At 65.2% G+C, this 18085-nt stretch carries 13 protein-coding genes and 2 pseudogenes; 13 read left to right on the forward strand and 2 right to left on the reverse strand.

The window, feature by feature from the left end:
• Nucleotides 1-37: 37 nt before the first annotated feature.
• Complete coding sequence (locus tag C1T17_RS20130; RefSeq protein ID WP_223262991.1) at nt 38-1234, forward strand: tyrosine-type recombinase/integrase; 1197 nt, start codon at nt 38-40, stop codon at nt 1232-1234.
• A gap of 109 nt (nt 1235-1343) precedes the next feature.
• Here the strand turns inward: C1T17_RS20130 and C1T17_RS20135 are convergent, their stop codons facing one another.
• Nucleotides 1344-1742: a MerR family transcriptional regulator gene (locus C1T17_RS20135; protein WP_104955562.1), complete on the reverse strand. Its 399-nt coding sequence runs from the start codon at nt 1740-1742 to the stop codon at nt 1344-1346.
• Nucleotides 1743-1818: 76 nt separating this feature from the next.
• On the opposite strand from C1T17_RS20135, the pseudogene C1T17_RS20140 reads away from it, so the two are divergent.
• The 7 genes and pseudogenes from C1T17_RS20140 (at nt 1819) to C1T17_RS20175 (ending at nt 10006) form a co-directional block, all read left to right on the forward strand.
• Nucleotides 1819-2555 (forward strand): annotated as a pseudogene (locus tag C1T17_RS20140) (MauE/DoxX family redox-associated membrane protein).
• A gap of 282 nt (nt 2556-2837) precedes the next feature.
• On the forward strand, nt 2838-3209 hold the full coding sequence (locus C1T17_RS20150; protein WP_104955451.1) for a hypothetical protein: 372 nt from the start codon (nt 2838-2840) through the stop codon (nt 3207-3209).
• A 103-nt stretch (nt 3210-3312) separates the two neighbouring features.
• Nucleotides 3313-3612, forward strand: a complete 300-nt coding sequence (locus tag C1T17_RS20155; protein ID WP_223262987.1) for a hypothetical protein — start codon at nt 3313-3315, stop codon at nt 3610-3612.
• Between the two features lie 136 nt (nt 3613-3748).
• Nucleotides 3749-4978 carry a TolC family protein gene (locus C1T17_RS20160; protein ID WP_104955452.1) on the forward strand — a complete coding sequence of 410 codons (1230 nt, stop codon included), beginning with the start codon at nt 3749-3751 and terminating at the stop codon, nt 4976-4978.
• Complete coding sequence (locus C1T17_RS20165) at nt 4975-6462, forward strand: efflux RND transporter periplasmic adaptor subunit (protein ID WP_104955453.1); 1488 nt, start codon at nt 4975-4977, stop codon at nt 6460-6462. The genes C1T17_RS20160 and C1T17_RS20165 overlap by 4 nt, the downstream gene beginning before the upstream one ends.
• Nucleotides 6459-9596: an efflux RND transporter permease subunit gene (locus C1T17_RS20170; RefSeq protein ID WP_104955454.1), complete on the forward strand. Its 3138-nt coding sequence runs from the start codon at nt 6459-6461 to the stop codon at nt 9594-9596. The genes C1T17_RS20165 and C1T17_RS20170 overlap by 4 nt, the downstream gene beginning before the upstream one ends.
• Before the next feature lie 17 nt (nt 9597-9613).
• Complete coding sequence (locus C1T17_RS20175) at nt 9614-10006, forward strand: copper-binding protein (RefSeq protein WP_189338634.1); 393 nt, start codon at nt 9614-9616, stop codon at nt 10004-10006.
• 74 nt (nt 10007-10080) lie between these two features.
• Here C1T17_RS20175 and C1T17_RS20180 read toward each other — a convergent pair whose 3' ends face one another.
• Nucleotides 10081-10350 carry a metal-sensing transcriptional repressor gene (locus C1T17_RS20180; protein WP_104955455.1) on the reverse strand — a complete coding sequence of 90 codons (270 nt, stop codon included), beginning with the start codon at nt 10348-10350 and terminating at the stop codon, nt 10081-10083.
• A gap of 118 nt (nt 10351-10468) precedes the next feature.
• Between C1T17_RS20180 and C1T17_RS20185 the strand changes: the two are divergent.
• The 5 genes and pseudogenes from C1T17_RS20185 (at nt 10469) to C1T17_RS20205 (ending at nt 17991) form a co-directional block, all read left to right on the forward strand.
• Nucleotides 10469-11805, forward strand: a pseudogene (locus tag C1T17_RS20185) (MFS transporter).
• Nucleotides 11806-11884: 79 nt separating this feature from the next.
• Nucleotides 11885-12262: a hypothetical protein gene (locus C1T17_RS20190; protein WP_145959050.1), complete on the forward strand. Its 378-nt coding sequence runs from the start codon at nt 11885-11887 to the stop codon at nt 12260-12262.
• Between the two features lie 52 nt (nt 12263-12314).
• The gene (locus C1T17_RS20195) at nt 12315-13616 is read left to right on the forward strand and encodes a TolC family protein (RefSeq protein WP_104955457.1); all 1302 of its coding nucleotides are present in this window, start codon (nt 12315-12317) and stop codon (nt 13614-13616) included.
• Nucleotides 13613-14758: an efflux RND transporter periplasmic adaptor subunit gene (locus tag C1T17_RS20200; RefSeq protein ID WP_104955458.1), complete on the forward strand. Its 1146-nt coding sequence runs from the start codon at nt 13613-13615 to the stop codon at nt 14756-14758. Before C1T17_RS20195 ends, C1T17_RS20200 begins: the two co-directional genes overlap by 4 nt.
• Nucleotides 14755-17991: an efflux RND transporter permease subunit gene (locus C1T17_RS20205; protein WP_104955459.1), complete on the forward strand. Its 3237-nt coding sequence runs from the start codon at nt 14755-14757 to the stop codon at nt 17989-17991. The genes C1T17_RS20200 and C1T17_RS20205 overlap by 4 nt, the downstream gene beginning before the upstream one ends.
• Nucleotides 17992-18085: the final 94 nt, after the last annotated feature.

Here is an 18085-nt window from a genome sequence, read left to right on the forward strand (position 1 = left end):
GATGGATCACTTCGCGCATCTCGACGACAACGCCCTGATGGCTGGGGAAACGGCGTCTGCGCCGATGGCGGCGGCCGACGATCTGTCGTGGGCGGTGGTGAAGATGCGCGCGGGCGAGCGCATCATCGTCAACGAGGCGCTGATCGCCGCGTATCAGGCCGCGTCTTCGCCGCACAGCATCCGCGCGCTCAAGTCCGATCTGGAAGCATTCGACCTCTGGTGTCGACGCCACAACCGGATCGCGCTGCCGGCAACGCCCGAGACCGTAGCCGACTATCTCGACGCGCGGGCGGGGCAGGGGAGCCGACCGGCGTCTCTCGGCCGCTACAAGGCGTCGATCGCCAAGATCCACCAGCTGCTCGACCTGAAGGATCCGACGCCCGCCCCGCTGGTCAAGCTGCGGCTACAGGCCGTGCGCCGCGAAAAAGGGGCGGCGCAGAAGCAGGCGCGGCCGTTGCGGTTCAAAGGTCCGGTACGTGACGTTGAGCGTGACAAGGCGCGGGGGCTCAATATTCGCGCCTTGCTCGAGAGCTGCGGCGACGATCTGCCGGGGTTGCGCGATCGGGCGCTGCTGTCGACCGCCTATGATACCGGTCTGCGCGCCTCCGAACTGGTGGCGGTCGCAGTCGAGCATGTTATCGAGGCGATCGATCCCGAGGCGCGGCTGCTGAAAATTCTGCGTAGCAAGAGCGATCCGGACGGGGAGGGGGCGACCGCCTATCTCAGCCCGCGCACCGTGGCGGCGATCGCGGCCTGGACCGAGGCGGCCGAGACAACGGCCGGGCCGCTGTTCCGCCGGGTGCAGGTGCGGCGCTACAAGGCCCGCGCTGCGGTGCGCGGTCGGCCGATCGACAGCATCTCGGGCCGCGAGACATGGGATCTGCGCAAGACGCTTTCCAAGCCGGCCGTGAAGGCACGCGTTGAGTATGACATTGGCACCGTCGCGCTGCACCCGGGATCGATCGGGCCGATCTTTCGGTCGATCATCCAGCGGGCGTTCGATCGTGGCGCGCTGCCCGATGTGACAGCCGACGATCTGGCTCGGCTGCTCAAGGGGATCAGTGCGCACTCGACGCGGGTGGGGTTGAACCAGGACCTCTTCACGAGTGGCGAGGATCTTGCTGGCATCATGGATGCGCTGCGCTGGAAGTCGCCACGGATGCCACTGGCGTACAACCGCAATCTGGCTGCGGAGCAGGGTGCGGCAGGTCGACTGATGGCGAAAATCGCTTAGGGCACCTGGCTGAATTACCAGAAGTGACTGGTCCTTCGCATCGACAGCGGCCAATCCGCTGGCCATCGGCCTAGAGCGAGATCGCAGAATAGGTTTTGCATGTATCACTTCAGCTATCGAATGCTTGCAATATGGGGCAGGGACCTTCGGACGATGCGCCGCATTCTGCAGCGAGCCGGGTGAGAGCCTCTCGTGCTAGCGATAGCTCGGCAATCTTGCGGTCCAGAACATCGATTTGCGGTGCAGCGAGCGCCCGCGCGCGAACGCGATCGTTATTGGCGTCCAACTCGAGCAGCTCGCGGATTTGTTCGAGCGTGAAGCCTGCCGATTGAGCGGCGCGAATGAAGCGCAAGCGGCGCACATCGTCTTCGCCATAGCGGCGAACGCCGCGCGATCCGGTCGGACCTCCCAGTGCAGGCTCCGCCATGAGCTCGCGACGCTGGTAATAGCGCACGGTCTCGACACCGACGCCGCCCTGCTCGGCGAGGCGCGCAATTGTCATCGACATCATGCCTTGACTCCGGACTATGGTACGGACCCTATATGGGGCTGGTGCAGCATGTCGCAAGCAATCGAGGCACCAGATGAGTACGCGTCCCACCGCCGTCATTCACCGCATGGTGATGCCCGAGCATATCTGCCCTTACGGCCTGAAGGCCGTCGACTTGCTGAAGCGCAAGGGGTTCGCGGTAGAGGATCACTGGCTGCGCACCCGCGCCGAGACCGATGCGTTCAAAGCAGAGCAACAGGTCAAGACGACACCTCAGATCTTCATCACGGGGGAACGCATCGGAGGCTACGATGATCTGCGTCGCCATTTCGGCCAGCATGTCGCGCAGGCCGGAGAAACCAGCTATCGCCCGGTGATCGCGGTGTTCGCTGTGACGGCCCTGATGGCGCTGGCGGCAAGCCAGGCAGCGTTCGGTAGTCCCCTCACGGTGCGCACGGGTGAATGGTTCATCGCCTTCAGCATGTGCGTCCTCGCTATCCTGAAATCGCAGGACATCGAACGCTTTTCGACTATGTTTCTCAACTACGACCTCCTGGCGCGGCGCTGGGTGCGGTACGGCTATATCTATCCGTTTGCCGAAGCGCTTGCCGGCGTGCTGATGGTCGCTGGCGTCTGGCCATGGTTGTCTGTTCCTGTCGCACTCTTTGTCGGAACGGTTGGCGCGGTCTCGGTGTTCAAGGCGGTCTACATCGATCGTCGTGAACTCAAATGTGCCTGCGTTGGTGGATCGAGCAGCGTGCCGCTCGGCTTCGTGTCACTCACCGAAAATCTGATGATGGTCGCAATGCGATCTGGATGGTGGCGATGTGATGAAGCCCTCCGATCCCGATGGCCGCCCGTCGCGGGCGATCGGCATCAACGACACGGTGCCGGCACCCCTGATCCGTCTGCTTGAAGGGCAGACCGCACTTCCGCGCGTCGTAACCGATCTCCGACCCGCGATTAGGGTGCGACGAATTTCGAATCTCTTATTTCGACGCTCTTGCCGAGCTATCGAATGCGCTGGTGTAACGATGTGAACATCCAGGGCGTATTGGAGGCTATGAACATGTCGTTGTGCCTTACCCCTTCTTGGCCTACTCCAGAGCAGCAGTGAAACGCGCGCTTCGCCTCTTTCTCCTTTTCGGAGCCCTGATTGGCCTGTTCGGCCAAGCGGTCGCCTATGCATCGGTCCAAACTGCGTCGTCCGCGCCGATGGCTATGTCGGGCATGACCAATTCAGGCATGTCCGAAGACTGCATAAAGATGATGGCGCAGCAGCAGCCCCAGCAAAAACCCTGCAAGGGCATGACTTTGGCCTGCATCGCAGCGATGGGTTGTGTCGTTCCCATGGTCGTGCGGAACGATTCTCCAGCGCTTGTCAGTCGCGGGGCCGGTCCTGCGCTCGCTTTCTGGCCGACCACCACGGTCCTGCTTGGCAGTGACCTCACGCCCGAACTGGAACCACCCACTCTCCTTGGCTGATCGCATCCGGCCGTCAGGCTGGCAGGATCGTTGCGCCTGACGCGCATCGGAATGACCTGCCTGACCTGCGGCCACCCCACGATTATCGCCAAAGGAAAGTGTCATGAATAGGTTCAAATCCGTCGCCGCCATCATTGCGGCGTCCCTCTCCATGTTTACCTTCGCGCCGGCGTTCGCCCAGAGCGATGCCTCCGCCGCGGCCCAAGGCCATTACGAATGGCGTCAGGCACCGCAATATGGACCGCGTGCGCCACTCCAAGCCGCCCGGCGCGTCTGGGTGCCGGACGCCATGCACATGGCAAGCTGTGCCTGCGACTTGATGAAAATGAGCGGCACCGCTGCAACTGCCTGCATGAAGGCGATGCCTGGCATGGCGTCTCCTTCGGGCGCGGCGGCCGGCTAGGATAAGCCCCTGGCTGGTCCGGTCCTTCTTGACGGTCAGGTCTGAGATATCGGCGGAGCGTGCCTCGCTCCGCCGATATTGTCCTGCCGCATTCGATAGCGCCGCGCCGGCCTGATCTCAGGATCGGGAGATTTTCATGCGATTGTTCCTATGTTTGCCGTTGCTCGCCGCCATTCCCGGCGTTGCGTTCGCCGGGCCGCTCACCTTCGACGCCGCGCTCCAGCGCGCGCTACAGGACGCACCGTCGCTCAAGGCCAGGGCGCTCGGCGCCGATGCCGCCCGGTCTGCGCGCGGTGCGGCGGGCGCGCTCCCCGATCCGACGCTTGGCGTGGGCGTGGAGAGCTTTCCGATCTCCGGGCCGCTCGCGTTCGAGCCCCAGCGTGACGATTTTACCATGGCTCGGATCGGCGTGTCGCAGGACATTCCCAATCTCGCCAAGCGCCATGCCCAGCAAGCGCGTGCCGAGAGCGACATCAGGGCAGCCGACGCCGACACCGCCGTCGAGGCCCGCACCGTCGAGGTCGGGACCGCACTGGCCTGGATCAACCTTGCATACGCAGAGCGCAGGCTTGCCGCGCTTGACGATGTTCTGTCTCGTCTCGGGCGCGTGGTCACAACAACACCGAGCGCAGTCGCCTCGGGCAACGCGCGACCAGCCCAGACATTGGCCGGACAGCAGGCCATCGCGACGATGCAGGATCGCCGGAGTGAGCTGGTTTCGACCGTGGCGCGGGCACGCGCGACATTGACCCGCTGGACCGGCGATCCCGCGCCCGAGATTGCCGGCGCCATCCCGGATTTCCCGGTCGATGAAGCTGGTTTGCGGGCGGGCCTCGATCGCCACCCGACCATCAAGATGATCGATGCCCAGGCGGGCCAGGCCGATGCCGATATACGCCTGGCTGACGCCGGCCGGCGGTCCGACTTCGGCGTGAATGTTGGCTATCAGCGCCGCGACCCCCGCTTCGGCGACTATGTCTCGGCCGGGGTGACGGTCAGCCTGCCGTTCTTCACCCGCACGCGCCAAAATGCCGGGATCGCTGCAGCCCAGGCCAATGCCGGGCGGGTCGTGGCAGAGCGCGAAGCGGCGCGCCGCGCGCTCGCCGCCGACCTCGATGCCGATATCGCCGATCATGTCATGCACCACGAACAATGGATGCGCGCACAGGGCACCCTGCAGCCGCTCGCCGAGCAGCGGGTGAAACTGGAGACCGCCAGCTACGGAGCGGGGCGCGCCAGCCTGGTCGATATCGCCGACGCCTATGCCGCGCTCGCCGACGCGACCCTCAATACCCTCGACCGTGAAGCCTTGGTCGCCGCCGATGGCGCCCGATTGACCCTCACCTATCGGAGCGACGCACGATGAGCCTCGAAATGTCACCGCGTACCCGGCTGGGCCTTGCCGCCGCTGCGCTCGCGCTCGTTGCCGGCGGTGCAGGCTATGGCGTCGCCCATCTCGGGGGGAGCGAGACACCCGCGATGCAATCCGCCGACGCGGGTCGCAAGGCGCTCTATTATTATGATCCGATGGTGCCGTCGCAGCATTTTGACGCGCCCGGCAAGTCGCCCTTCATGGATATGCAGCTCGTTCCCAAATATGCCGATGGGAGCGGTAGCGACGCCCCCGGGGTGCGGATCGATCCCGCAACGTCGCAGTCGCTCGGGCTGCGCACGGTCGCCGTCCGGCGCGGGGAACTGGCGAGCAGTCTCACCGCTACCGGCACGATCGATTTCAACCAGCGCGATGTCGCGATCGTCCAGGCGCGCGCCGGCGGGTTCGTCCAACGCGTCTTTGCCCGGGCGCCCGGCGACATCATCGGCGCGGGCGCACCGCTCGCCGACCTGCTCGTCCCCGAATGGGGTGGCGCACAGGCTGAGTATCTGGCGGTCCGCCGCACCGGCAACGCGGCGCTGATGCAGGCGGCGCGACAGCGGCTCCTGCTGCTCGGCATGCCGCCCGGCACCATCGCGTCGGTCGAGCGGAGCGGGCGGCCGCACAATGTCGTCACGATCTCCACACCAACCGGCGGGGTCATCAAGACATTGGACGTGCGCGCCGGCATGACGATGGCGGCGGGGCAGACGCTCGCCGAGGTCAATGGTCTTGGCACCGTCTGGCTCAATGCGGCCGTGCCCGAGGCGATCGCAGGACCGCTCAAGCCCGGCCAGATCGTGCAGGCCTCGCTTGCCGCGTTCCCTGGCGAGACGTTGTCGGGCCGCGTCTCCGCGATCCTGCCGACGACTCAGGCCGACAGCCGGACGCTGACCGTTCGGATCGAACTGCCCAATCGCGGCGGGCGCCTGCGGCCGGGGATGTTCGCGACCGTCTCATTCGGTGGAGCCACGCAACCGGCGTTGCTCGTGCCGTCCGAAGCGTTGATCCGTACCGGCAAGCGCACCTTAGTCATGCTCGCGCTCGACAAGGGTCGCTATCGGCCGGCTGAGGTGCAAACCGGCAGGGAAGCCGGCGGTGACACCGAGATCCTGGCGGGCCTGGGCGAGGGCGAGAAGATCGTCGCGTCAGGCCAGTTCCTGATCGATTCCGAAGCGAGTCTGTCGGGTGTCGCGGCGCGGCCGATCGGCGGGGGCGTATCGGCGGCACCCGCCGCCCGGTCCGCCACGTCGCTTTATGAGACGACGGGCAAGATCGAGCAGCTTACCGCCACGTCGGTGACGCTCAGCCATGAGCCGGTGCCCGCGATCGGCTGGCCGGCGATGACGATGACCTTCCAGCTTGGCACACCCGCGTTGGTGCGGGGCCTGAAGACGGGGGATCGTGTCCGCTTCGGGTTCGACCAGCCTCCCGCCGGACCGACCGTGCGGCGCATGGCAAAGGTGGCGGGCCAGTGATCGCCCATCTCATTCGCTGGTCGGTCCGCAACCGCTTCTTCGTCCTGATCGGGATGCTGGCGCTGGTTGGCGTCGGGCTGTGGGCGGTGCGGTCGACCCCGATCGATGCGCTGCCCGATCTCTCCGACGTGCAGGTCGTGATCCGCACCTCCTATCCGGGGCAGGCACCGCAGATCGTCGAGAACCAGGTCACCTATCCGCTCACCACCACCATGCTGTCGGTGCCCGGCGCCAAGACGGTGCGCGGCTATTCCTTCTTCGGCGACAGTTTTGTCTATGTGATCTTCGAGGACGGTACCGACCTCTATTGGGCGCGCAGCCGCGTCCTCGAATACCTAAACCAAGTGCAGGGGCGCTTGCCCGCGAGCGCCCGCAGCGCGCTCGGCCCCGATGCGACTGGAGTGGGCTGGGTCTATGAATATGCGCTGGTCGATCGCAGTGGCCATCACGATCTCTCACAGCTTCGCGGGATCCAGGACTGGTTCCTGCGCTACGAGCTGAAAACCGTGCCCGGCGTGGCCGAGGTTGCCAGCATGGGCGGCATGGTGAAGCAATATCAGGTGCTGCTCGATCCGGTGAAGCTCGCCGCCTACGGCGTCACCCACGCCCAGGCGGTCGATGCCATTCAAAAGGCCAACCAGGAAACGGGTGGTTCGGTGCTGGAGATGGCCGAGGCCGAATATATGGTCCGCGCCTCGGGCTATCTGAAGTCGCTCGACGACTTCCGCGCGATCCCGCTGAAGACTGTGGCGGGCGGCGTGCCCGTGCGACTCGGCGACGTCGCCAATATCCAGATCGGCCCCGAGATGCGGCGCGGCATCGCCGAATTGAACGGCGAAGGCGAAGTGGCGGGTGGCGTCGTCATCCTGCGTTCCGGCAAGAACGCCCGCGAAACGATCGCGGCGGTCAAGGACAATCTCGCCGACCTGAAGAAGAGCCTGCCGCCCGGTGTCGAGGTGGTGACGGTCTATGATCGCTCGCAGCTGATCGATCGCGCGGTCGAGAATCTTACCCACAAGCTGGTCGAGGAGTTCATCGTCGTAGCCTTGGTTTGCGGGCTGTTCCTCTGGCACGTCCGCTCGGCGCTGGTCGCGATCCTGACCTTGCCATTGGGCGTCCTTGCCGCGTTCGTCGTGATGCGGTTCCAGGGGGTGAACGCCAACATCATGTCGCTGGGCGGGATCGCCATCGCCATCGGGGCGATGGTCGATGCGGCCGTGGTCATGATCGAGAACGCCCACAAGAAGATCGAACGGTGGGAGCATGATCATCCCGATCAGACGCTCGACAGCCCCACGCGGTGGACGGTCGTCACCGATGCCGCCGCCGAGGTCGGCCCCGCGCTGTTCTTCAGCCTGTTGATCATCACGCTCTCTTTCGTGCCCGTCTTCACGCTGGAGGCGCAGGAGGGCAGGCTGTTCGCGCCGCTCGCCTTCACCAAGACCTATGCGATGGCGTCGGCGGCAATCCTTTCGGTGACGCTTGTGCCGATCCTGATGGGCTGGCTGATCCGGGGCCGCATCCCGGCCGAACAGGCCAATCCGGTCAATCGCTGGCTCACCAATGCGTATCGACCCGCGCTCGACTGGACGATGCGAAAGCCCAAAACGGTGCTGATGATCGCGGGGCTTGTCTTCCTGACGACGGCCTGGCCGCTTGCCCGGCTTGGCGGCGAGTTCATGCCCAACCTCGACGAGGGAGACCTGCTCTACATGCCCTCGGCGCTGCCGGGATTGTCGGCGGCGAAGGCCTCGCAACTGCTCCAGCAGACCGACCGGCTGATCAAGACCGTGCCCGAGGTTGAGAGCGTGTTCGGCAAAGCCGGACGCGCCGAGACCGCGACCGACCCGGCACCGCTGGAGATGTTCGAGACGACCATCCAGTTCAAGCCGCGTGATCAGTGGCGGCCGGGGATGACGCCCGAAAAGCTGGTCGACGAACTCGACCGCACGGTGAAGCTCCCCGGTCTCGCCAATGTCTGGGTGCCGCCGATCCGCAACCGCATCGACATGCTCGCCACAGGCATCAAGAGCCCGATCGGGGTCAAGGTGTCCGGCGCGGATCTCGTCCAGCTCGATCGCATCGCCCATGATGTCGAGACCGTTGCCAAGACCGTACCGGGAGTCGGTTCGGCGCTCGCCGAACGATTGACCGGCGGCCGCTATGTCGATGTCGATATCTACCGGGCCGCCGCCGCGCGGTTCGGGCTTAACATCGCAGACGCGCAAACGATCGTGTCGGGGGCAATCGGCGGCGAGACCATCGGCGAGACGGTCGAGGGGCTGGCGCGCTATCCGATCAGCGTTCGCTACCCGCGCGAGCTGCGCGACAGTCTCGAAGGGCTGCGCACGCTCCCAGTCCTGACTCCCTCGGGCCAGCAGATCACACTGGGCACGGTAGCCAGGGTCTCGATTGCCGAAGGGCCACCGATGCTCAAGACCGAAAATGCCCGGCCCTCGACCTGGGTCTATATCGACGTGCGCGGCCGCGATCTCGCCTCGGTGGTCGGCGACCTGCAACGCGCGGTGGCCAGCCAAGTGAAGCTCTCGCCCGGCGTCAGCATCGCCTATTCGGGCCAGTTCGAATATCTCCAGCGCGCCCTCGAAAAGCTCAAGCTGGTCGTGCCGGCGACGCTGCTGATCATCTTCGTGCTGCTCTACATGATCTTCGGCAGGTTCGACGAGGCGGCGCTGATCATGGGCACGCTGCCGTTCGCGCTCACCGGCGGGTTCTGGATCCTCTATCTGCTCGGCTTCAACCAGTCGGTGGCGACCGGCGTCGGTTTCATCGCATTGGCCGGCGTTTCGGCCGAGTTCGGCGTGGTCATGCTGATCTACCTCAAGAACGCGCTGGAGGAGCGCGGTGCCGATCCGGACGCCGACCAGGTCGAGGCGGCCGTGCGCGAAGGCGCGCTGCTCCGCGTCCGGCCCAAGGCAATGACTGTCGCGGTGATCCTTGCCGGCCTATTGCCGATCCTGCTCGGCTCGGGCGCGGGTTCGGAAGTGATGAGCCGCATCGCCGCGCCGATGATCGGCGGCATGCTCACCGCGCCGCTGCTCTCCATGTTCGTCCTGCCTGCTGCCTATCTGCTGCTCCGGCGGCGACGGGCACATCCCACCCACCAACCTGTATGACCTTGAAGGAGAAGACCATGAACTCTGCACGACTGACCATCGCCCTCGGCCTCGCCGCCCTGACTACCGCCTGCGGCAAACAGGCGGAAACGCCGGTTGCGGCCGAGACCAACCAGGCGGCGCCTGCCGCCGCCATGAGCGGCGACATGGGCAATATGGCGATGGCGCCTTCCGCGACATCGGCGATCAAGGCGAAGGGTCATGGCACCGTCACCGCAATCGACAAGGCCGCAGGCACCATCACGCTTAACCATGGCCCGATCCCGGAAGCCAAATGGCCGGCGATGACGATGGCGTTCAAGGCGGCACCGGCGATCACCGACGCGGCGAAGGTGGGCGAAGAGGTCGATTTTGACCTGACATTGACTGGTAGCGCCGGCGAAGTGACGGCCATCGCCAAGCAACCCTAAGCTTCAGGCGCTCACCAAGGGTAACCTGGCGGGCGCCTGAGCTTAATGATCGGGGCCAAAGAGGACGTAGCGGCTTAAAGATATTTTGAGATCGTCCGGAACTCCTCGACCGCCGATCCGACACCGTCATTGGTTTCGGCGTGCATGAGGCAATGATCGATATGGTCGTTGATCAGCGCTCGCTTCGCGCTGGCGACGGCCTTTTCGACGGCGTGTAGCTGCTGGGCGACATCAGTGCATGGCCGTCCTGCCTCGATCATTTCGACGATGCTGCGCAGATGGCCACCCGCGCGGTTCAACCGCTTGACGATCGCAGGATGACTTTCGTGCCTGTGTTCGGTCATCCGCAAACTCCCTGGCGACGCGCTACATGACTTTACTTATCCTCCCCAGGGGGATAGCTCAAGTTTTGTCAATATCCCCCTGGGGGATATGTCCCGACTCGAACTGGATCATCGCGAAGTGCTCTCTGTCCTGGCTAACCGCACTTATCGCCATCTGTTCATGGCCCAGGTTATCGCGCTTGTCGGCACTGGCCTTGCCACGGTCGCGCTGGGGCTGCTCGCCTATGACATCGCCGGCGGTAATGCGGGCGCCGTGCTCGGGACCGCTCTGGCGATCAAGATGATTGCCTATATCGGCGTTGCTCCGATCGTCGGCGCTTTCGCCGACCGGCTGCCGCGTCGTGCCTTCCTGGTCAGCATGGATGTCGTCCGGATGCTGGTCGCGCTCGGCCTGCCGTTCGTTACCCAGGTCTGGCAGGTCTATGTCCTGATCTTGATGCTGCAATCGGCCTCGGCCGCATTCACCCCGACCTTCCAGGCGACCATCCCCGACGTGCTGCCGGAGGAGCGCGACTATACCCGTGCGCTGTCGCTCTCACGGCTTGCCTATGACCTGGAGAGCCTGACCAGTCCGATCCTGGCGGCTGGACTGCTGACCGTGATCAACTTCCACTGGCTGTTTTCCGGGACTGCGGTCGGCTTCCTCTGCTCGGCACTGCTGGTCGTCTCGACTGTGCTGCCGAAGGCTGCCACTGCGGCGGCTCGGGAAGGCGGCATCTACGCCAAGACGACGCGCGGGATCCGCATCTGTCTCAAGACGCCGCGCCTGCGCGGATTGCTGGCGCTGACGCTCGCATCGGCGGCCGCAAGCTCGATGGTGATCGTCAATACGGTCGTGATCGTGCGCGCAGGCCTTGGCCTTACCCAGCGCGATGTTGCCTTCACGCTCGCCGCATTCGGTGGCGGCTCGATCCTCGCCGCCCTGACGCTGCCGCGCATCCTCGACCGGGTCGCGGACCGCACGATCATGATCGGTGCGGCTGCCGCGATGACGATCGCGCTCGGCATCCTCGCGGCCATGACCGCGCGCACCGGTCTGACTCCAGGTTTCTGGCATGTCATCCTGGTCGGATGGTTCATACTCGGCGTGGCCTATTCGATGAGCTCACGCCGTCGGGCCGCCTGCTCAAACGCTCGGCCAATGCCGACGACCGTCCCGCCTTATTCGCCGCACAATTCGCGCTCAGCCATTGCTGCTGGCTGATCTGTTACCCGCTGGTGGGACAGCTTGGAGCCGGAGCCGGTCAGGTAGCGGCGTTCGGGGCCATGGCGGTGATTGCCTTGATCGGCACGATCGTTGCGCTTTGGCTCTGGCCGCAGCGCAATCCAGATGCGGTCGAGCATGATCATGCCGATTTGTCGCCGGACCATCCGCACCTGCGCGAAAATCACCGCGAAGCCCGGTCGCACGCCTTCGTCATCGACGATCTCCATCATCACTGGCCCCGGCAATGATGGTCGGCGGTTTCGCTTTTGCTGCACTGCAATGGCGATTTGCTTGTCGATCGGCGTCTTGCCGGTTAGGTTCGCCACCATGACGGCATTATCGGCCAGATCGCATGTCCCTGTGAAGGGCACGCTTCGCATGCGCCTTTCGGCGCTATTGGCGATTCTGGCGCTGTTCGGAATGCTGGCGCTCGCCAACTGGCACGATGCCATGCCGCATGATCATGACGCCGATCATGTCGTCAGTCTCGAGACCGACCATCACGGTCGGGCGCCAGGTGAGAAGCCCGATCAGGCTGACCTCATGCATATGGCCGCGCATGTCGTCCTCCAGACCGTCGTCGTTCCCGCACCCCCCGTGGTGACTGCCGGCCTCGCGCCAGTTGCGTTGAACTGGATACTCGGCACGGTCGCGGGCACGCGCTCGCTAGCGCCCTTATCGATCCTTCGCCCCCCTCGAGGCTGATCCGCGCGCCTGAGCGTGCGCCGACATTGTAGCCTTTCAGGGGAATAGAAAAATGACAGCCTTTATAGGCCGGCTGCCGCGTTGCGCGATGTCCGGCATGATGGTCGCGACCTGCGTCGTGGCCTTGAGTGTAAGCGCGGGCGCGCACGCGCAGACCGAAACCGCGCCTGCTCAGGGGCAGATAGCACCGCCTTACGCGATGCTGCTGCGCCAGGCCGGGGACGCGCCGCGTCTCGCCGCCAGCGAAGCGGACATACGCCGCGCCGAAGGGCTGTCCGAGCAGGCCCGCGCCCGGCCCAATCCCAGCATCAGCGTTATGACAGAGAATGTCGCGGGTTCGTCGCCCTATAGCGGGTTCGATCGGGCCGAAACGACAGTGCAATATAGCCAGCCGATCGAACTGGGCGGCAAGCGATCGGCGCGGATGGCCGCAGGGCAAGCCGGCGTCGCGCTTTCGCAGGCGCGCGACCGTGACGCCCGTGTGGCCTTCGCCTATGATCTGGCGCGTGCTTATGCGGCCGCGGAAATAGCCGACCGCCGGATCGGCCTTGCCGAAGACGAGGTCGAAGAAGCGCAAAGCGATCTCCACGCCGCGCAGGCGCTGGTCGGCGCTGGCAAGGAGGCAAGGCTGCGCGCGCTCCAGGCTCAGTCGGCGCTCAATGAGGAAAGCGCAGCGCTCGAACTCGCCAAAGCAAACCGCATCGGCGCTTATGCGCGCCTCTCGGCGCTGGTCGGGAGCGAACAGCCCTACGCCCGCCTGTCGGAATCGCTGCTCGACGTCGGCGCGAAAGCGTCGGTCGTCGGTCCGGTCGATCCGCGAACAACCTCGACCTTCATCGTGGCGCAGGCCGAATGCGAAGCGGCGTCGCGGCGGTTCGAAGTCGAACGGCGTCGCGCGACACCCGACATCACAGCCAATGTCGGCGTGCGCCGGCTTGATTATGAAAACTCGACCGCCGTGGTCGGAGGCATCTCGATCCCGTTGCACATCTTCGATCGCAATCGCGGCAACATCGCAGCGTCGCGCGCCGAGATCGATGCTGCCGAGGCGCGCCTCGCGATGGCGCGCAACGAGGCGCGCGCCGAGGGGCAGGCTGCCGTCGCTGAACTGGCCGCCGCTGATGCCCGGGTCACCGCCGCTGCTGACGCCCAGGCGACCGCCGACGAGACCTACCGCCTTGCGCGGATCGCCTATGAGGCCGGCAAGTCTCCGCTGGTCGAGCTTCTCTCCGCCCGTCACGGCCTTGGGGCTGCGCGCGGCGTCGTGCTCGATGCCCGCACCGCCCATTTCGAAGCCCGCGCGCGGCTCGCGCGCCTGGCTGGCCGCACCATCACGGGGGAACCCATCCAATGACATCGCACCAGAAACTCTATGCCGGCGCCGCCCTTGCGCTTGCCCTTGCCGCTGGCGCCGGGTTCGGCATTGCCCGGATGACCGCGCCCGCACCGCCAGTCGAGGCGACCGAAAAGACGCAAGCGCCATCCGATAGCGTTGCAATCACCGCAGAGGGCATCCGCTCTTCACAGATTGTCGTGGCGGCAGCCGCGTCGGGCGAACTCGATGCTGCCATTCCCGCCTCAGCGTCGGTCGAGGCCACGCCCGATGCCGAAGCGGTGCTGACCGCCCGCGCGGCCGGGACCGTGACGCGGATCTTCAAACGAATCGGCGATACCGTCCGGGCCGGTGACACACTGGCGCTGGTCGAAAGCCGCGATGCCTCGGCGATCGCGGCGGACCGCACTGCGGCATCCGCGCGCGTGACGCTGGCGCAAAAGCAACTCTCCCGCGAGCGCAGCCTGCTCGCGCAGGGCGTATCCCCACGGGCCGATTATGAGACCGCCGAGGCAAACCTTGCGGTGGCACGCGCCGATGCCATGCGCGCCAGCGCCGCAGCCGGCGCAGCGCGGGTTGCGGGCGATGGCCGTTCGGTGATCGTGGTCAGCCCTGTCTCGGGCCGGGTGACCGCCGCGTCCGCCAGTCTCGGCCAGTTTGTCGCCGCCGAAACCGTGCTGTTCCGCGTCGCCGATCCGAGCCGGTTGCAGATTACAGCGAGCCTGCCGCCAGCGGATGCCGACCGCGTCCGCGCCGGCGATCGTGTCGAACTCACCACTAATGACGGCAAGACCATCGAGGGCCGCGTGCGCTCGACGACCGGCGTTGTCGACCCTGAGACCCGCGCGGCCACCGTGGTCGTCGAGACCCTTGCCGGCGGCAGTCTGCTTGTCCCAGGGCAGCTCGTGCAGGCGCGCATCTTCGCCAGCGGCGGCGCGACGAAGAGCGGCGTGATGGTGCCGCAGGACGCGGTCCAGACGCTGGGGGACCGGACCGTCTTGTTCGTGAAGACCCGCGATGGGTTCAAGGCCACAAACGTCCAGGCAGGTAGCCGCAGTGGCGGCCTTGTCGCGATCGTGTCGGGTCTGCGCGCAGGCACGCCGATCGCCACGACCAATGCCTTCCTCCTCAAGGCGGAAGTTGAGAAGGAATCGGCAGAATGATCGGCCGCATCCTCAATCTTTCGGTCCGCGGCCGATGGCTTGTCGCCTTCCTGACATTGCTGGTCGTCGGGTTCGGCGCCTGGCAGATCACCAAGCTGCCGATCGATGCCGTGCCCGATGTCACCAACAGGCAAGTGCAGATCAGCACCTTCGCGCCGACCCTGGGACCGGTCGATATCGAGAAACAGGTCACCTTCCCCGTGGAGACGGCACTTGCCGGCATTCCGGGCCTGCAGATGACACGGTCCTTCTCGCGCAACGGTTTCAGCCAGGTCACCGCGGTCTTCGAGGATTCGACCGACATCTATTTTGCGCGGGCGCAGGTCACCGAGCGCCTGGGGCAGACCAAGGACAGCTTGCCCGCCGGCATCCAGCCCAATCTTGCGCCGCTCAGCACGGGCCTGGGCGAGATTTTCTTCTATTCCGTCGCCTTCCGTCACCCCGACGGCAAGGGCCCCGAACATGTCGACGGAAAGCCCGGCTGGCAGTCCGATGGCAGCTACCTGACGCCCGAGCGTGAGCGGCTGACCACCGAACTCGCAAAGGCCGCCTATCTGCGTACCGTGCAGGATTGGATCATCCGGCCGCAGATGCGCAATGTCCCGGGCGTTGCCGGAGTCGACTCCAACGGCGGCTATGTGAAACAATATCTCGTCGAGCCCAACCTCAATGCACTCGCGACTTATGGCTTGTCGATCACGCAGCTGGCCGACGCGCTCGAAAAGGCGAACCTTTCGGCAGGCTCCAATTATGTCCGGCGCGCCGGCGAGAGCTTTCTGGTCCGTGCCGACGCGCGTCTTCGCTCCATCAGCGAGATCGAGGAAGCGGTCGTCGCCACGCGCGCGGGCGTGCCGGTGCGCGTGAAGGACGTCGGGCAGGTCGTGATCGGTGGCGCGGTCCGCACCGGTTCCGGCAGTCGGATGGGATCGGAGGCGGTCATCTCCACCGTCCTGATGCTGGTCGGCCAGAACAGCCGCATCGTCGCGAACAGCGCGGCGGAAAAGCTGATCGAGGTCAACAAGTCTCTGCCGCCCGACATCTTCGCCGAGCCGGTCTACAACCGCTCCAAGCTGGTCAACGCCACGATCGCGACGGTCGAAAAGAATCTGGTCGAAGGCGCGCTGCTGGTCATCGTCGTGCTGTTCCTGCTGCTCGGCAACATCCGGGCGGCGCTGGTGACGGCCGCGGTCATTCCCATCACGATGCTGATGACGGCGGCGGGGATGAACGGGCTGGGCGTCTCTGGCAACCTCATGAGTCTCGGCGCGCTCGACTTCGGCCTGATCGTCGATGGCGCGGTCATCATCGTCGAAAATACCCTGCGCCGCTTTGCCGAGCGACAGGCGCATGAGGGCCGACTCCTGACGTTGCGCGAACGATTGGGCGAAACCGTCGAGGCATCGCAGGAGATGGTGCGACCGACCGTGTACGGTCAGCTCATCATCTTCCTGGTCTTCGTGCCGCTGCTGACGTTCCAGGGTGTCGAAGGCAAGACGTTCGCGCCCATGGCGATCACGCTGATGGTGGCGCTGGCCTCGGCTTTCGTGCTGTCGATCACCTTCGTTCCGGCGATGATCGCGATCGTCATCAAGGGCAAAGTCAGCGAGATCGAGGTGAAACCGATCCGCTGGTTCAAGGAGAAGTACGCGCCCATGCTCGCCAAAGCGGTCGAGCGGCCCATGCCATTTATCATGGGCGGCGTGGCCGTGTTCCTTGCAGCGGTATTGAGCTTCGGCTTCCTGGGCGAGGAGTTCATGCCGCAGCTCGACGAGAAGGACATCACAGTCACCAACTTCCGGGTGCCATCGGCCTCGATCGACCAGTCGACCCAGATGCAGCTCCAGATTGAGAATGCGCTCAAAACCTTGCCCGAGGTGGCGCTGGTCTTCTCCAAGAACGGCAATGCCGACCTTGGCACCGATCCGATGCCGCCCAACGCGTCGGATACCTATGTCATCCCGAAGCCCGAAAGCGAATGGCCGGCGGAGGTGAAATCCAAGGACGACATTCTCAGGCGGATCGAGGCCCGCATGAAGCCGCTGATCGGCAACCGCACCGAAATCCAGCAGCCGATCCAGATGCGTTTCAACGAGCTCATTGCCGGTGTCCGCTCCGATGTCGCGGTCAAGCTCTACGGTGACGATCTGGAGCAGATGAGCGAGCAGGCCAGGCGCATCGCTGGCGTGCTGCGCGCCATCCCCGGTGCGGGCGATGTGAGCGCCGAGCAGACTGACGGCGCGCCGACGTTCGATGTGAAGATCGATCGGCTCGCCGCCGCGCGTTACGGGCTGACGGTGGAGGATGTCGCCAATACGGTTGCCGCAGCGCTCGGCGGCCGGGAAGCAGGCCTCCTATTCGAAGGCGATCGGCGCTTCTCGGTGGTCGTGCGGTTGCCCGATGCCCAACGCGACGATCTTGAGACACTGGGCGCCATCCCGGTGATGTTGCCCGCGCCTGACGGACAGATAGCGCGGTCGATCCCGCTGCGCGAAGTGGCACGGTTCAGCTACACGCAGGGCCTCAACCAGATCAGCCGCGAAAACGGCAAGCGGATGGTGGTGGTGCAGGTCAATGTGCGGGGCCGCGATCTCGGCGGGTTCGTGGCCGAGGCGCAGGACAGGATCGGCAAGCTCGATCTTCCCCCGGGCATGCACACGGGCTGGGGCGGGACGTTCGAGAGCCTTCAGTCCGCGCGACTTCGGCTGATGATCGTGGTGCCGATCTGCTTCGTCGCGATCTATGCGCTGCTCTACATGGCGCTGGGTGGGTTCATACCCGCCGCGATCGTGTTCAGTGCGGTGCCGATGGCCTTGGCGGGCGGTGTGTTTGCCTTGCTCCTTCGCGGCATTCCATTCTCGATCACGGCAGCGGTTGGGTTCATTGCGCTATCGGGCGTGGCCGTTCTCAACGGACTGGTGATGATGAGTTCGATCCGGAAGCAGCGGGAAGATGGCGCGGCAGAAGAGGATGCGATCATCGGCGGCGCCATGGAGCGTGTGAGGCCAGTGTTGATGACGGCATTGGTGGCGAGCCTTGGTTTCATACCGATGGCCTTGGCGACCGGGACGGGAGCCGAGGTTCAACGCCCGCTGGCGACGGTCGTGATCGGCGGGCTCATTACCTCGACCGCGCTGACCTTGCTGGTGTTGCCAGCGATCTCGGCCATGATGTTCCGCTATCTGGCGCGGCGCCAAGGACGCGGGGAGCACCAAGCGACATTGCGACCAGCTTGACGATCAGTCCTCCGACGACGGCTCTAGTCGGAGGACAGGGAAGGGCCGAAGGTGTTCAGCACCAAACGCAGACTCACGCCCGATATTCAAATTT

It is taken from the genome of Sphingobium sp. SCG-1 (assembly GCF_002953135.1).
In the GTDB taxonomy this organism is placed as follows: Bacteria; Pseudomonadota; Alphaproteobacteria; order Sphingomonadales; family Sphingomonadaceae; genus Sphingobium.

Bases quoted from the DNA above. Each gene is read 5' to 3' on its own strand.
- C1T17_RS20130 (WP_223262991.1), top strand. From the start codon at position 38: ATGGCTGGGGAAACGGCGTCTGCGCCGATGGCGGCGGCCGACGATCTG.
- C1T17_RS20160 (WP_104955452.1), top strand. From the start codon at position 3,749: ATGCGATTGTTCCTATGTTTGCCGTTGCTCGCCGCCATTCCCGGCGTT.
- C1T17_RS20180 (WP_104955455.1), bottom strand. From the start codon at position 10,350: ATGACCGAACACAGGCACGAAAGTCATCCTGCGATCGTCAAGCGGTTG.
- C1T17_RS20165 (WP_104955453.1), top strand. From the start codon at position 4,975: ATGAGCCTCGAAATGTCACCGCGTACCCGGCTGGGCCTTGCCGCCGCT.
- C1T17_RS20155 (WP_223262987.1), top strand. From the start codon at position 3,313: ATGAATAGGTTCAAATCCGTCGCCGCCATCATTGCGGCGTCCCTCTCC.
- C1T17_RS20195 (WP_104955457.1), top strand. From the start codon at position 12,315: ATGACAGCCTTTATAGGCCGGCTGCCGCGTTGCGCGATGTCCGGCATG.
- C1T17_RS20135 (WP_104955562.1), bottom strand. From the start codon at position 1,742: ATGTCGATGACAATTGCGCGCCTCGCCGAGCAGGGCGGCGTCGGTGTC.
- C1T17_RS20190 (WP_145959050.1), top strand. From the start codon at position 11,885: ATGACGGCATTATCGGCCAGATCGCATGTCCCTGTGAAGGGCACGCTT.
- C1T17_RS20175 (WP_189338634.1), top strand. From the start codon at position 9,614: ATGAACTCTGCACGACTGACCATCGCCCTCGGCCTCGCCGCCCTGACT.
- C1T17_RS20205 (WP_104955459.1), top strand. From the start codon at position 14,755: ATGATCGGCCGCATCCTCAATCTTTCGGTCCGCGGCCGATGGCTTGTC.
- C1T17_RS20200 (WP_104955458.1), top strand. From the start codon at position 13,613: ATGACATCGCACCAGAAACTCTATGCCGGCGCCGCCCTTGCGCTTGCC.